The organism is Planococcus maitriensis (assembly GCF_003289925.1).
GTDB lineage: Bacteria > Bacillota > Bacilli > Bacillales_A > Planococcaceae > Planococcus > Planococcus maitriensis.
In genome coordinates this window covers 669,563-684,000 of sequence record NZ_QLZQ01000001.1, presented here as the reverse complement: position 1 = coordinate 684,000, position 14,438 = coordinate 669,563, and the positions used below count along the sequence as shown (strand labels likewise).

14 protein-coding genes are annotated in these 14,438 nt (G+C 51.9%); 3 read left to right on the top strand and 11 right to left on the bottom strand.

All coding sequences use genetic code 11. The features are described from left to right. Positions 1-32: 32 nt before the first annotated feature. From DP119_RS03285 to DP119_RS03275, 3 genes are all read right to left on the bottom strand, one after another. The gene (locus DP119_RS03285) at positions 33-641 is read right to left on the bottom strand and encodes a flavodoxin family protein (RefSeq protein ID WP_146747862.1); all 609 of its coding nucleotides are present in this window, start codon (positions 639-641) and stop codon (positions 33-35) included. A 69-nt stretch (positions 642-710) separates the two neighbouring features. Then, positions 711-1,901 (bottom strand): MalY/PatB family protein, encoded by a 1,191-nt coding sequence (locus tag DP119_RS03280; RefSeq protein ID WP_112230805.1) that lies wholly within the window; start codon positions 1,899-1,901, stop codon positions 711-713. Positions 1,902-1,982: 81 nt separating this feature from the next. Then, positions 1,983-3,938 (bottom strand): LTA synthase family protein, encoded by a 1,956-nt coding sequence (locus DP119_RS03275; protein ID WP_240616378.1) that lies wholly within the window; start codon positions 3,936-3,938, stop codon positions 1,983-1,985. A 190-nt stretch (positions 3,939-4,128) separates the two neighbouring features. Between DP119_RS03275 and DP119_RS03270 the strand changes: the two genes are divergently transcribed. After that, complete coding sequence (locus tag DP119_RS03270) at positions 4,129-4,530, top strand: DUF2512 family protein (RefSeq protein ID WP_112230801.1); 402 nt, start codon at positions 4,129-4,131, stop codon at positions 4,528-4,530. 85 nt (positions 4,531-4,615) lie between these two features. Here the strand turns inward: DP119_RS03270 and DP119_RS03265 are convergent, their stop codons facing one another. The 7 genes from DP119_RS03265 to DP119_RS03235 all read right to left on the bottom strand — a co-directional run bounded on the left by DP119_RS03265 (position 4,616) and on the right by DP119_RS03235 (position 10,412). Further along, entirely contained in the window at positions 4,616-5,329 is a 714-nt protein-coding gene (locus DP119_RS03265) for a DUF421 domain-containing protein (protein ID WP_112230800.1), read from the bottom strand. Positions 5,330-5,462: 133 nt separating this feature from the next. Continuing rightward, complete coding sequence (locus tag DP119_RS03260; RefSeq protein ID WP_112230797.1) at positions 5,463-6,593, bottom strand: GGDEF domain-containing protein; 1,131 nt, start codon at positions 6,591-6,593, stop codon at positions 5,463-5,465. Between the two features lie 153 nt (positions 6,594-6,746). Continuing rightward, positions 6,747-6,983, bottom strand: a complete 237-nt coding sequence (locus DP119_RS03255) for a hypothetical protein (protein WP_112230795.1) — start codon at positions 6,981-6,983, stop codon at positions 6,747-6,749. A 79-nt stretch (positions 6,984-7,062) separates the two neighbouring features. Next, positions 7,063-7,524 (bottom strand): VanZ family protein, encoded by a 462-nt coding sequence (locus tag DP119_RS03250; protein ID WP_112230793.1) that lies wholly within the window; start codon positions 7,522-7,524, stop codon positions 7,063-7,065. Between the two features lie 51 nt (positions 7,525-7,575). Beyond that, positions 7,576-9,630 (bottom strand): cell wall-binding repeat-containing protein, encoded by a 2,055-nt coding sequence (locus DP119_RS03245; RefSeq protein WP_112230791.1) that lies wholly within the window; start codon positions 9,628-9,630, stop codon positions 7,576-7,578. Between the two features lie 123 nt (positions 9,631-9,753). Continuing rightward, positions 9,754-10,089, bottom strand: coding sequence for a hypothetical protein (locus DP119_RS03240; RefSeq protein ID WP_112230789.1), 336 nt, complete (start codon positions 10,087-10,089; stop codon positions 9,754-9,756). Positions 10,090-10,229: 140 nt separating this feature from the next. Further along, positions 10,230-10,412 (bottom strand): hypothetical protein, encoded by a 183-nt coding sequence (locus tag DP119_RS03235; RefSeq protein WP_112230787.1) that lies wholly within the window; start codon positions 10,410-10,412, stop codon positions 10,230-10,232. A gap of 133 nt (positions 10,413-10,545) precedes the next feature. Here DP119_RS03235 and DP119_RS03230 point away from each other — a divergent pair, with 133 nt between their 5' ends. Then, positions 10,546-10,992, top strand: coding sequence for a PH domain-containing protein (locus tag DP119_RS03230; protein WP_112230785.1), 447 nt, complete (start codon positions 10,546-10,548; stop codon positions 10,990-10,992). Between the two features lie 72 nt (positions 10,993-11,064). Further along, entirely contained in the window at positions 11,065-11,769 is a 705-nt protein-coding gene (locus DP119_RS03225; RefSeq protein ID WP_112230784.1) for a DUF2711 family protein, read from the top strand. Between the two features lie 96 nt (positions 11,770-11,865). Here the strand turns inward: DP119_RS03225 and lexA are convergent, their stop codons facing one another. Next, positions 11,866-14,292: a transcriptional repressor LexA gene (gene lexA / locus DP119_RS03220; RefSeq protein WP_112230782.1), complete on the bottom strand. Its 2,427-nt coding sequence runs from the start codon at positions 14,290-14,292 to the stop codon at positions 11,866-11,868. Positions 14,293-14,438 lie beyond the last annotated feature (146 nt).

Here is a 14,438-nt window from a genome sequence, read left to right as displayed (position 1 = left end):
CCCTTTCTCCACAAAGAGAAAGGGGTTCTGCCTTACAAGGTATTGCCTTCTGCCGGGATCGGGTGCTCCTTCAGCATATTCGCCAGATGGTACGTATTATAGGCCAAGCGCTGGATCGCGGCTTTCGAGAAGTCGTTGCCGCCGGTCTCGCCGTACGACGGCCCCGGCCCTGCTTCCCCGACCCAATACGCATCCACATTCGGCGGGATGGCAAAGCCGATATGCGACAAGCTGTACAGGATGGACGCCGCTGAATGCTTCGCGCCGTCTTCATTGCCGGTGATGACCGCACCGCCGACTTTATTATAGAAAATTGCCTGGCCTTTATCATTCGTCACGCTGCTCGAGCCATACAGGCGCTCAATGGCTTGCGTCGCGATCGAACTTTTTTCGCCGAGCCAGATAGGTGTCCCGAGGATCAGGATATCGGCGTCTTTCACCAATTCCAGGATTTCCGGCCACTCGTCGCCATCTTCCATGTCTTCTTCGACACCGAAGGCGATGTAATAATCGGCCAGCCGGATGACTTCGGATTCGACGCCGAGTTTTTCATAATGTGCCTGGACGTCTTTGATGAACACGTCCGTGTTGGATTCTTCTTCTGAACTCTTCAAGGAACAATTGAGGAATACTGCTTTCAATGCCACAAGAGCACATCCTTTCATTTTCCGTCTGCCTTTAGGTTTCCCTGAAAGAGAGGGGCGGAAACCTTAGTTCAAATCATCGAATTCCTTGGCGATCCGTTCCATCGCTTCCTGGATGAGCGGGCGCGGCGATGGGATGCAGATGCGCTGGAACCCGGCGCCTTCTTCCCCGAACATCGTGCCGTCTTCCAAAATGACGTTCGCTTTATTGTAGATGCGGTCATGGATTTCCTTATCGTCAATTCCGTATCCGCGGAAATCGAGCCACATGACGTAAGTGCCTTCCGGAATGCGCACTTTCACTTTCGGCATGCGCTCCTCAAGGAACTCTTTCACCCATTCGAGCGTGCCGTCGAGATATTCGTTCACTTGTTCGAGCCAGTCATCGCCTTCCGTGTAGGCAGCGATGAGTGCCGCGACCGTGAACGGCGTCGGCAATTGCATGCCGAGCTCTGCGGTGAATTTCTCGCGCAGGCTTTCGTTTTCGATGATGACGTTCGTGCAATGAAGCCCGGCAACATTGAAGGTTTTATTGATCGCCGTGCACGTGATGATATGGCCCGTTTCATCCGCTGCGAGTACCATCGGCGTGAACGTTTCGCCGCTGCGCACCAAGTCGCCATGGATTTCATCGGCGATGATCGTCACATCATGGCGCTTGCAGATGTCCGCGAGCTTGTTCGATTCTTCCGGCGTGAACACGCGCCCCGTTGGATTATGAGGATGGCAGTGGATGAACAGCTTCGTCTTCTCGTCTTTTGCGAGTTCCTCGAATTCCTCGAAGTTGATCGTGTAACGGCCATCTTCATCCTGCACGAGCGCATTGTTTTTCACGACGCGCCCATTGCCTTCGACAGCGGAGGTGAACGGCGGATAGACCGGGCGCTGGATGATGACGCCGTCGCCTTCTTCGGTCAATGCTTTTACGGCGATATTCAAGGCGTGCACCGTTCCCGGGCTGAAAACGATCTGTTCTTTGTCGATCGCCCAGTCGTAACGTTTTTGGAAGTACTGCTGGATCGCCCCGAAATAGGCATCCGGCAAAATCGTATAGCCGAAGATGCGGTGGTCGACCGTTTGATGGAGCGCATCGACGATCGGCTGTGCGACCGGCAAGTCCATGTCCGCTGTAAACAGCGGGATCGTGTCTTCGTCGTAGCGGTCGGTGATGCCGAATTGCTTGATCAGTTCCGCGCCGTCCCATTTCAGTGAATAGGTATTGCGGCGTTCGACCGTTTCATCAAAATTATACTTCATGCAAAAACTCCCTTTCTCGAATGGATTCAACACATCTAGTGTACCGCTCCTGTCCGGTGAGTTGGTGAATTTTGCTTATGGTCAACGCTCGAATTTCTTGATCAAGTTGCCGCGCAGGACGTCGTCCGAGATTTGAAGTTCTTTCGAGCCTTCCTTGAACGGTTCTTCACACGCCTCGACTCCCAATTCTTCACCTGTCATGCGCCAGAAGCAGCTCCCGTTGCTGAAGACCCCATCGGATGATGCGATAAAGCTCAGTTCGCCCGTGATGAACGAGCCATCACGGAACGTCGCGCGCCCGCCTTCTGCATCCCACATATTGCGGCCGATGAAATGATGCTGTGCTGGGTCGCCGCCGAGCACATCGAGCAAGCTCGGTGCAAGGTCAAGCTGGCTTGCCACTTGGCTGAAGGTTTTCGGCTCCGCTCCCGGGATATGGACAATGAGCGGCACGTTTTTATTCATTTCGAAATAAGTAAGCGGGTCATTCGCTTCGGTGAATTCGATGAACGCTTTTGTGTTATCGGTCATCCCTGTACTATGGTCGCCGTAAATGACCAGCATCGTGTCATCGAGCATGCCTTTTTGTTCCAAGCCGTCGACAAACTTGCCGATTGCCTGGTCGACATAATGGATCGATTGCAAATAATTCTTGAAGTGGCGATCGTGATAGCCGCCATAGCCTTCCGTGTTGAGCAATTGCAAATCCTCCGGCATCTCGAACGGGTGATGGCTCGTCAAGGTGACGATATGCGAATAGAACGGTTCCGCGAATGTTGCCATCTCCTCGAGCGATTGCTCGAGCATCGCTTCATCGTTGATGGCCCAGCCGATCACTTCCGCTTCCTCGAAATCATCATCCGAATAGAACCGGTCGATGCCGAGCTGCGGATAGATGATGTAACGGTTCCAGAAACTTGCTTTGTACGGATGGAACACACTGGTCCCGTAACCTTGCTCTTTTAAAATGCCCGGAAGCGCATCGAATGTATTTTCGGCATGCAGCATATAGGCGGAACCTTCAGCTGTCGGATACAAGGAGGTATTCAACAGGAACTCGGCATCCGAAGTCCGGCCGAGCGCCGTCTGTTCGTAGAAGTTCGGGAAATACAGGTTTTCCCTGGCCAAGCGGTTCAGGTTCGGCGTGATTTCCTCCCCGTTGACGTCACGGTTCAAGACAAAATTCTGCAGCGCCTCCACTTGCAGGACAACGACATTCTTGCCTTCTGCCGCACCCGAATAAGGGCCAGACAGCCGCTCGGCATTGCGCCCGTCGAACCAATCCTGGCTCGCTGAGATCTCATCCTCACTATAGACTTTGCGGTTGATGAAATTATCGTCGATATAACGCGTGATATTGGCGCTGTGGAATCCAAGCAAACCGGTGAAATTATACACCCGCATATTCGAGATCAATTTATTGAACTGCCAGGCGCCGCCGTTTTCCATCGATTTATTGAACGGCACCGCCGTCAGTTGCCAGCCGAGCACGAGCACCAATAGTGCCGTCCCGACTTTCGCCCAACGGGATGGTTTCCGGACAGCCGCTTTTTTCCGGCTGATAACCAGCCATAGAATTGCCATCAGCAGGACATCCACCAATAGCAGCGCATCGCTCAAGCGGAATAAAGCGAAAATACTTTCGCCGACATCGCCCACTTGGCGCATCTGCATCAATACCGTCACGGAAATGATATCTTCGAAATAACGGAAGTACAAAGTATCCGCCAAAATGATGAAACTCAGCACCAGATTGGTGACCGCCATCCAAAACAGCCGTTTCCGGCCGTGCAGAAGCAATAGCCAAAACGTGCCAAGCAGGAGCGTCCCAACGCTGATCATTAGCACCCCTTCAAAAATCCGTTCATTGTCACCGCCGAACAGCCAAGAAACGAATTCCCTAGCATACGCGAACGGGCCGAGTGTCGTAAACAGCGTGCCGCTGACATTCGAAAAATAATAGACCTTTCCTAACAGCAATAATACAAACAACGCATAATCCCATTGGCTGAGCAGAAATTTCCCGGCCGCTTTCACTTTTTCCAATCACAAAACGCCCTTTTCTCTTTTTCTCATAATTTTACCATAATAAAAATCCATATTTCCATTTTTTGATTAATTATTGGTTTTTTCGGTCCATCTTTCTTTCGCAAAGAAATTACGCATACCTTTTTAATGGAACGGGTAAAGATTCCTATAAATTATTTCAAGAAAGAGGAGGGGTCCCGTGAAACATCTCATCGCACTCGCTGTGAAATTCGTGATCATCACCCTTGTCTTGTTGGCCGTTTTGACGTGGGCATTTGATGTCAGCTTCATGAACACCTTAATGATCAGCCTTGCGCTTACGGCTTTGTCCTATGCAATCGGCGATTTGCTCATTTTCCTGAATGCCGGGAAGCCGGAAAACCAATCAACCCGCAACACGATCGCGACATTCACCGATTTCATTATGGCACTAGCCGTCATCTTGCTGATTGGCTGGCTCTTGACCGGCGAATTCGCCGCCCTGGTCGCCCCTGCACTCGTCAGCGCATTGGTGCTGTCGGCAGGCGAATGGTTCTTCCACCAATACGTCGACCACAGCGTTGTCCCTTGGTATAACGAGTACAAATCGGCGAAGGGCTGAAAACTGAAAAGACCCGGCTATTCCGTTATTTATGGAATAGCCGGGTCTTTTCAATTGGACACAACAAACAGGTTGTCAATTAGGATTAATTTCCTTTGACGATATCATCATTGCCTTGCTCATTCGTTTCATAACTTTGGATATATAAGCCTTCGTCTTCCGCCCATTCAGCATATAAAACTTCTTCGATATCATCGACTCCCTGCGAATGGAGTTCATCCTTCAACCATTTCAAGTCTTTTCCAAGATAATTCAAGATACCTTCATTGACTTCCCCTTCATCGATGAATAAAAAATTCAAGGCTTTATCCTTCGGTTTCAGATCGAGCATCTCAGGCGTGACTTGATCTTGTGCTGCGTATTTTTGAAGCGAAATCTCCCCACCCGGCTCGAGATACAAATCCTTGACCTCCCTGAATGAAAAAATGCCTTGCTGCCTCAGCATTATACGCAATTGCTCCATTTCCAACCGGTTGCGGTTCAGCTCCCCTACGTTAAATTTACCGTCTTTAATCAAAATGGAAGATTCACCTTTCAACCACACCCTCAAGCGGTCGGATTTCAGCGTTGCCTTTCCTGTCACGTAATGAAGCAATCCCCATACCGCCACCGCAAACCAAACATGGCGCCAAGATGCCGTGTCTTCATAAATGCTTTCCTCCACGATGCCGCCTAGGACAATCGCATAAATGAAATCAAAAGGGGTGAGTTGAGCCAACTCTTTTTTTCCGAGCAGTCTCGCCATGACCATCAATGCAATAAACCCAAAAAACAGTTTCCCTGCAATATCCAAATACATATCCACTACCTCCCCGTCCTTGCTTCTTAATTTAGCTTTACCCGCTTCTATTATTTTGAAGCACTTCCATCAGGGAGTCGGCGTATATCCAAACATAAAAGCGCAGGAGCTATTCAATAGCCCTGCGCTTCCGTCATGCATTCACCCGGTATCCGTCTTCTTTTTTGGCGCTCGCTTTGCTTGATGCAACCGTCACTTGGTTGCGTCCCGATTTTTTCGATTGGTAAAGCGCGCGGTCAGCCTGTTCGATCAATTCGTCGAGCGGCTGTTCCGTTTCGGAAATGGCAACGCCTAGCGACACGGTCAAGCGCCCGCCCGGCTGTTTATCGGCACCATAGAACGGATGGTTTGCGATTCGTTCCCGCAAGGCATCGGCCAGTTCGTAGGCCTGTTGTTCAGTGGCTACACCCGTGTAGCACAGGATGAATTCTTCCCCGCCGTAGCGGGCGATGATATCCCCCGGCCGGGTCGATTCTTCCATCAATTGGCCGATCGACCGGAGCACGCCGTCTCCTGCCGGATGGCCATGCGTATCGTTGTAGTTCTTGAAATGATCGACATCCATCATGACAATCGCCATCGGGACCCCCCGGTACTTCAATTGGCGGGCCTTTTCATGGAAAAAACGGAGATTCGGCAAGCCCGTCAACAAGTCATGGGTCGAATCGTGTTCAAGCGTTTTCCAGCGGATGATGTGGCGATGCGTATCGTTGAGGATCAAGCCCAGCGCCAATACGCCGATCATGGCCATCAAGGCCATCATGAGCGCCATCCCCGCAGTCGCAGGCGTCGACCACACCATCCAGATCGATTTGATGATTTCATATACCGCAAAGCCGATCATCATGCGTTTGATATTGGCCATTGCATAAGGCGGCCGGTAGTTTTTCCAGTCATGGAACAGGCTGCCGATGAGCACCGGCAAAAAGATTGCCTGCATGATGCCGAGCCATACAGTCGGCCCTTCCATCACCATCCTGTAGACAAACGGAATAACGATGGCGATGGCGCCAGGCAGCCAGCCGCCGACAAACGCGATGAAATAAAGCGGTGCTTCGCGGAGGTCGATGCGCATGCCTTCGTGAAGCAGCGGGTTATACATGATGGCGAACGCCAAAAAGCCCGTCAGCAAGCCGTTCAACAGCGGCGCTTTTTTCGACTCCGCCAGTTTCAGCACGAGGTATTCCCGGGCTTTCAAGCCGAGATACATCATCGCAATGATCAATGCCATATTTTCAAGGAAATAAAAGAAGTACGCTTCCATCCATCCACCCCGCTCCAGTCAGTCTCCTAAGTTTAGCAGGAAATATCTTTTGGTACATGGATTTAGAAAATAATATAAAAATATAAGGACTTTCGCTTAGTTAATGGCACAAAAATACCGCAATCGCCTTCAATTGGCGCTGCGGCACATTCCTTACATATCCAATAATAATTTCGACAGGCGGTGCGATTGTTCGTCGAGCTCCTCGTGCTTTCTCACGAGATCGCCGAGCTTGCCTTTCATGGCGTCGACGTCTTTATCGTCTTCGAACTGTTCGGTGATCTCCACCTGTTCCTGCAAAACGTGGATCGTCTGCTTTAAGTTCTCGCGGTATTCCGTGCTCACCGCCAGCTTCTCTTCCTTGTCTTTCAGCTTATCTTTATCTTTCATCGATATCCACCTCCTGCTTGTCCTATTCCCGTTGTACGCGTTCAAAAACACCGGGTTTCCACAAAACAAAAAAGGCCATTCACCAACTGGTTTCGGCCTTTTTGTTTTGTTGCCATTTGAACGATGCGAAGAGCCAATAGGCCATCAAGCCTGTCGCCGCCCCTGCACTGTCGATCAAGACATCGCGCAATTCCCCGCTGCGCCCCGGGATGAACAATTGGTGGAATTCATCGGACGCCGCATACAGCACGCTCAAGGCGAATGCCATAAAAACCGCACGCTGCAGGGCCACACTGCTTTTTCGGAGTGCCCTCGCGAATAGCAGCCCAAGCACGAGATAGGCGAAGAAATGTGCGCTTTTACGGAACAGTGTATGGAGCGTATCGAACGCTACCGGGACGAACGATGCGATCGACTCGAACACTTGCCGGACGATTTCCGAACTGATGCCCCCGGAAACCCCGGCTGGCTGATGCGATAAAGAAAAGATAAGAACCATCCATAAGGCCGGCCATAGCCAAGCCAGCAATTGCTTTTTCATCCTGCCAAATCCTTTTCTTTCTTGTCGTTCTTCAATTATACCCTAAGGCGCTCAATCGACAAGCGCTTCGAGTGAACGGACCATCCCTTCATCGATCAGGTCGCCCGAATCGACGACCAAAAACGATTCATACCGCTCAAGCTGCTCTTTCAGTTCTTTCGTCAAGCCGCCATCGCCAATCAAATACAAAGAAGCGTTGCGCCTTGCGGCTGCGTTGGCCCCCGATAAGGCATCGGTGAAATTCGATGCAGGCGCCAAAACGGCCACCCGCCGCTCTGCATCTTCCTCTTTCGTGCGCGCTTCGATCGACAAGCGGTCAGCGGCCAGCACGATATCGCTGCGCCCTGCCATCGCTTCGGTTGTCTCGCGCGGCATCCGGTTTCCTTTTGACAACAAGATCGGATATTGGTGTTGCGCTGCGAATACGGATGCCAGTGAAACATCCTTGAAGGTCGCACCGTCCGCAACGACCACGCCGTCCGACTCGATGCGCTCGGAAACCAGCGCCGCCGTTTCATAGCGGTTGCCGCCGCCGATACGTTCGGGCTCAACGCCCATCCTGGCCAATTCCTCCAGCTGCGCATCGGAAATGACCGGTTCGCTGCCGAGGATGATGGCGTTCGTGGCCCCGAGGCGCTCGATTTCCGCTTTAGTAGACGCGTTCAGCTCATTTTTTTCCGTGAACAACAAAGGCCCGCCTTCCTGATAGGCGAGTGGCGCACCGGATAATGCATCCGCGAAGCCTTCACCTGTCGCAAGCACGACCGTCTCAGCCGAATCCCATACCGCCTCCGACAATAAAGCCGCCGTCTCGTAACCATCCTCACCACTGATTTTGGTCACGGCTGGCGCTTTCGGGTCGGGTTCCCCGCTGTACGCCGCAATGCCGCTGCCGCCGTAGACATACATCGTGCCGCCAGCGGAAGCGAGAAGTTCACTGCCTTGCGGGACGCTCTCCTGCGCCACTTGATTGCCTTTTGCATCGTAGAACTTCAATGTCCCGCCGCCCAGTACCGCTGCGCCGCCGGAGGGTGACAATGCCGCCGCTTCGACGGAATGCTCCAGCACTTTAGTGAACCCGCCGCTTGGCGCCATTACTTGCAAGGCGCCGAGATGATACGGATTGCCGAACGCGCTCGTTCCCTGTTCCTGGAGCAACAGCAAGCGGTGATCGCTTTGTTGCTGATGGCTCAGTGCGGATTCGGTGACGACCGGGCGGTAACGGTTTTCCAGCGCGCGGAATGAAGCCGAGCGGATCGGCTTGCGCAAGCGCTCGCCTCCTTTGGCGTCCAGGAACGCCCATTCACCCGAATCCGCAAATTCCACGATCGCCCCGTCCTCATCGGTCCCCGCCAGCCGCACATCTTGCGTCGCAGGCAAGGCTTTCTCATACTCGACTTTTCCATCGTCAAGCGAGCGTGCGATCAAAGTCGGCACTTCGACTTCTTCGTTCGGCGCTTTAATATAGTAGATGATGCCATCTTTCACCGCATACGGCTCCAGCACATGGGGCGACTGCCATTCTTTGCCGCCTGACAGCAACCGGCCGTGGAGCACCGAACCATCAAAATACATTAAATGGCCGCTTGAAATGGCGGCTTGCCGCAAATCACCGCCCGTCACATCCACGACCGGCGTGCCGTCGAGCTTATGCACGAGCAACCGCGCGCCCAGGTTGCCGGTGATGATCACGTGACCGGACTCGAGCGCGACATCCGCTCCCGAACCGCTCATGCGAAAGCCTTCCGAAAGCGGAAAGGTTCCGGTTTCCTTGCCGTCCGACAAATCATGCACCGCCACTTCATTTCCGGAAATCACGACAAAAGCCTGATCGCCGACCGCATAATGGGCGGACTCAAGCTCTTTGCGCCATAATTCCTTGCCGTCACCGCCGTAGCTGACGATCGCTTGCGCCCCCAGCTGGTTTTCGAGCACTGCGATGACCTGGTCATCCACAACCGATAGCTCGCCCGCCTTGACCCCGTCCGGCAACTTGACCAGTTCCCGGTATTCCGTTTCTGCAGCGAGCGCTCCGTGCGTTAAGATGCCCGCCCCGCCCGCCGCTGCGAGCAAGGCGATGCCTATCCCGATCTTGACCTGTTTCATGTGCGTCCCCCTCTTCTCCTGGCTGTCTTCTTTCAGCCTAATGACAGAAGGTTAAGGAAATGTTAAAAAAACGAGAAAACGCCCCGTCCGGATTGATGGAATCCAGTCAGGGCGCAAGTTAAGTCATACCGTTTCTTCGCGTTTCGGATGGGGCTGCGTGATATCGACCGCATACACTTCGATTTTATTGACCATCAGATCTTTGATGCCATAGACCGGGCGTTCGCGGCTTTCGACGCCCGCGACGAATTCGTTGAGCTTCTCCTGCAGGAAGACGCCGACAGGTTTATCAGGATCCGTGATCTGCGACGCTCCGTATTGGAAAGAAGTCTCGAAGTACAAATTGGAGATCTCGATCGCCTTCAGCGTGTCTTCGTCTTTATGTAAGCCGACCACTTTATAGTAATTGCCGTACTCGTCGCGCACCAAATCATGTTGTTCGATTTTCTGCATGCTCATCAAAATTCCTCCTTCAATTGGTCTCGTTTGGAATTGCCTCAGTTATTCCTATAGACCAAACAGGGGACGCTTAAACAATTTTCTTGTTAATGGGAGCCGTTTGGTGGTGAATGAGTTGAAAATGGGTGAAGTGTGGCTGCTTATCGTTTATGTTTACTCCAATCGTAAGGCTCTTTCGCCCAATCCCATAAGAAATATAAAAGGAATATGATAATCCCGAACACCAAGGTGCTGGCCCATTGGATTTCTCCGCCCGAAAGAAGGTCCTTGATCGAGAAAAAGAGAACGACTGCCAAGGCTATTTTCACGTTTTTTTTTAGCATATGCTCTCCCCCTTTTTATTTCTAAGCCCAAGCTTCATTACTTGCCGGATGTTTATAAAATTGCATTTAAAAATGCGTCTAAAATGAAGCTTTCAGCGCTTTCATCCGTAAAGATACATAGAGGTGAGCATACATGACTTTCCATTCAAAAATCGACTCGTCCTTTCTCCGTTTCATCCTGGCGGCCATCCTGTTCATCGCTGCAGTGTCATTTCTTCCGCTTTTATTCGATGATGCACCGTTCTCGGCTGTCGTGATCGTCACAACCACATTCCTTGTGACTGCGGCGCTCATCCTATGGGTCACTTTCGACATCCGATACGTCTTTCTGGAACAACATCTGCTCGTGAAAGCCGGCCCTTTCAGAAGCCGCATCCCGTACGGAAGCATCTTGAAAGTCGCCCCGACACGCGACATTTTCACCGGCTACCGGCTGTTGTCGTCTCGGGATGCGCTCGAACTCATCAATAACACGACGATGTTCGGGACGGTGAAAATCTCTCCGGAAAACCAGGAGGCATTTTTAGCAGAACTGAAGAAACGTTGCCCTGATGTGAAGCTTGATGAAAAGACCCGTTGAGCCGATTGGCTATTCATTCCATCATACACGAGCTGTAACTGAAGTTAAAAAATTCTCAAGGAGGTGTGATTGATGGAACATACAAGAGTATTGCCTGCACCTCACCGATATGCCGTTTGTGCTCCGGAGGGCATGGCGGTCAAGGAATTCTATCAAGGCATATTTGAAGAAGTGTTCGTGTTCTTCCATCCCTTTATCAAGCCAAAGTCAAGCGCTTATGATTTATTCGATCCAGCTGCCGATACCAGCAGAAATGAAATCCGGAAAAATTGTGAATCCGTTGCGTGGAAGCAGTTTTTGACGCTAGCTGGGATAGACGATTACAAGCAATTGGATATCGGCTTAAGGACAAGCATCTCGGGGTTAAAAGAAGAATATCAGGATGCACGGACAGCTGAGTTAATCCACGAGACTTGCATGAAAAACGGGATGTCAGCGCCGAGTGAGGGAAGTTTTCCCGACATAATCATGAACGATCTGCTTGAGGCCTTCAAAACACTGGGCCATGAGTGGCTTTGGTTCGGGGATGAATTCTGTACCGAAAGAAAGTTAGTGTATATCGATGAGTTGATCCGCGACAATGATATGCTTGACCAAGGCAAAAACTTATTTACACACGATAACGGGATTTTAATCACCACGCATTGGGACAGCCATTTTTCCTTCCTATGTTCCGATAAAGAGACAGTGGAGCAATTGGTCCGTTTGAGCGGCCTGGAAGGCTTTTACTGCAATAAACACACGAAAATCTATTGGAGCCTGCCATCCGGCAGTTAAACCAAAACAAGCCCCACGAAACCACTGCGGATTCGTGGGGCTTGTTGGTTTCACTCAATGGAACTGGCTGTTATAGGAAAATGAAGGAGGCCATCGCTATTTCTTCAATACCCCAATGACCCGCCCGTTGATATAGACGTCTTCGCTGCGCATCATGATCGGTTCGAATTCGGGATTTTCCGCGACGAGCAGGATCTCGCTGCCCATCGGCATGTATTTTTTCATCGTCGCTTCGCCGTCGATGACCGCAATGACGATGTCGCCGTTCGAGGCGGTATTCTGCTGGTGGACGACGACCATATCGCCTTTGTCGATGCCGGCACCAATCATGCTGTCGCCTGTCACCGTCAGCAAGAAGCTGTCTTTCGGGGAGACAAGCCAGTCGCGCGGCAAGGTATGTGCCGTCTCGTAACTCTCGGCGGCAAGCGCAGGGATGCCTGCCGCGACGTTTCCGATGAGCGGCACTTCCACCAATTCGTGCACTTGGATCAACACGTCTTCACCCGCTTCACGCACTTCGATGTCCGCGCCGGGTTCCTGGGCGTATTCGTAATCGCGCCCGTTCTTCAAGTTTTTGTACAGGCTGCACTGCTTCGTATCCGGCAAGAAGCGCGGCTGGCATTTCGGCAAGTCCTGCACTTCTTCGCCTTGCCGGTCGATGATTTTCACCGACAAGCCGTCCGTTGCGATGCCGTAGAACGCCTTCCCGTCCGCTTCCAAATAACTCTTCAGCTGATTCACCGCGTCCTCGATGCCCGTGCCGAAACGCTTCACTTCAGCGATGATGTACGGCCGCGCTTCGCCGTCTGCATGGATTTCCACGGCGATATCGCAATAGCCTTTTTTCGAAAATTGCTGGACCGGGTATTCGAGCTGCATGAGTTCGTACGGATAGCCGTAAGTTTCGTGAAGTTCACGGATGAGCCATTGGCGGGTCAATTCCTCTTTGGAATGCAAGTCGACCAATTGATCGGCCAACCGGTACTCGGTCATGCTGATGGACTCGAATGGGCGCAGCGATGCATCTTTTCGCATGCGCAAATGCTTGCGGTCGATTTCCTTGATGAATTTCGACGGCTTTTTCACCGATGACATATACAACAGTTCATTCGCGCGCGTCATGCCGACATACAACAGCTTGCGCTCGTCGGAATCGACCGTCTGCTGGTCTTCCGGGTCGTCGTAAAGCTCCATCGGAATGACGCCCTCGTTCAAGTCGATGAGGAAAATGACCTTGAATTCCAAGCCTTTGATCGAATGCATCGTCACGAGCTTCACTTTATCCGATTCGAAGTTCGGATTATTGCCCTGCAAAACTTCACAAGGAATCCCGAGGCTCGCTAAATCAGCGGCGGCACTATCGACCGAGCGTTTGCTCTTGGCGACGACGCACATTTCCGACAAGCGGTAATCGCCGCGCAGCCGTTCGATCTCCCGTGCCAGAAAAGCCGCTTGCTGTTCGGGTTGCCGGAAGAATTGGTAAATCGGCGGATGGCCGTGCCGGTCGATGAGCGCCGGCTTGACGAAATCGACGTTCGATTGGATCGCTTCATCCGCTTCGATCAAATCGAATGCGGCTTGCGAAATTTCCGTCGTCGTCCGGTAGTTCTTGCTCAAGGCACGGGATTTCCCGCTCATGTCAAAGCCGATCGTCGTGTACGGCCGCCCTTTGCCGAGCCAGGAATCCGGATAGATGCTTTGTGTATTGTCCGCTACGAACATCAAGGACGAATGGTCTTTCTCTTTGTACAATTCCTTCAAGAACTCCAGCTGCACGCGCGTCAAATCCTGGCTTTCGTCGATGATGATGTGGGTATACTGGCCGCCGCGCGCTCGCCTCACTTCGGCGAGTGCCAATTCATTTAATTGCTTGAACGACACATAGCCTTCATTTTCAAGAAATTCACGGTACAGGCGGGCCATTTCGAAAATCGCCTCGCGCGTCGGAGAATTCTTGAGCAGTTTCTGCGGCGTACCGCTATTGCCGGAAGCACGCCCGATCCGGTCCGCAGCTTGATAGGTCTCGACATCGGTCATCGAACATGCCGTAATCCACTCTGCCTCTTCTTTCAGGAACTTCTGGTTTTTCGGCGTCAACAGCTTCACATCCGGATAGGACTTTTTCGCTTCATGGAGCGCCTTTAACAGGATGGACCATTCTTTTTCCTTTGGCGCAACCGCCAGCTTGCGATTGGAACGCTGCAAGTATTTCTTGAACTGCCCGTACATCAGCGAATCGATCGTCGCGATCTTCACTTCCGCATTCGACGCAAACAGCCGCTCCGCCTCGCCAGCAGCCGCATCGGCCAGACGCTCGTATTGAAATTTTATGTAATTAAGCAAGGTCTTGTTATACGTCACCAATAAAATCCGGTCATCTTCCTCGTGGCAGTAGTGGTCCATCAAGAAATGGATCCGCCGAATCGCCACCGTCGTCTTGCCCGATCCGGCCACGCCTTTCACCAACATCGGCCCGCCCGGCTCCAATTCCACTATGCGCCGCTGCTCCATATTTAACTTCATCCCACGCACCCTCTCCATTTACAACTTATACCTTTATTCTAAGAATATTGTCATGCAATAGCAAGGTCTTATTGCACAGGCAATGAATTTGCCGCCTTTTAGCCGGTTCTGCTTGGACGTGTCACACCTTCTCGAAAAAGCATTTC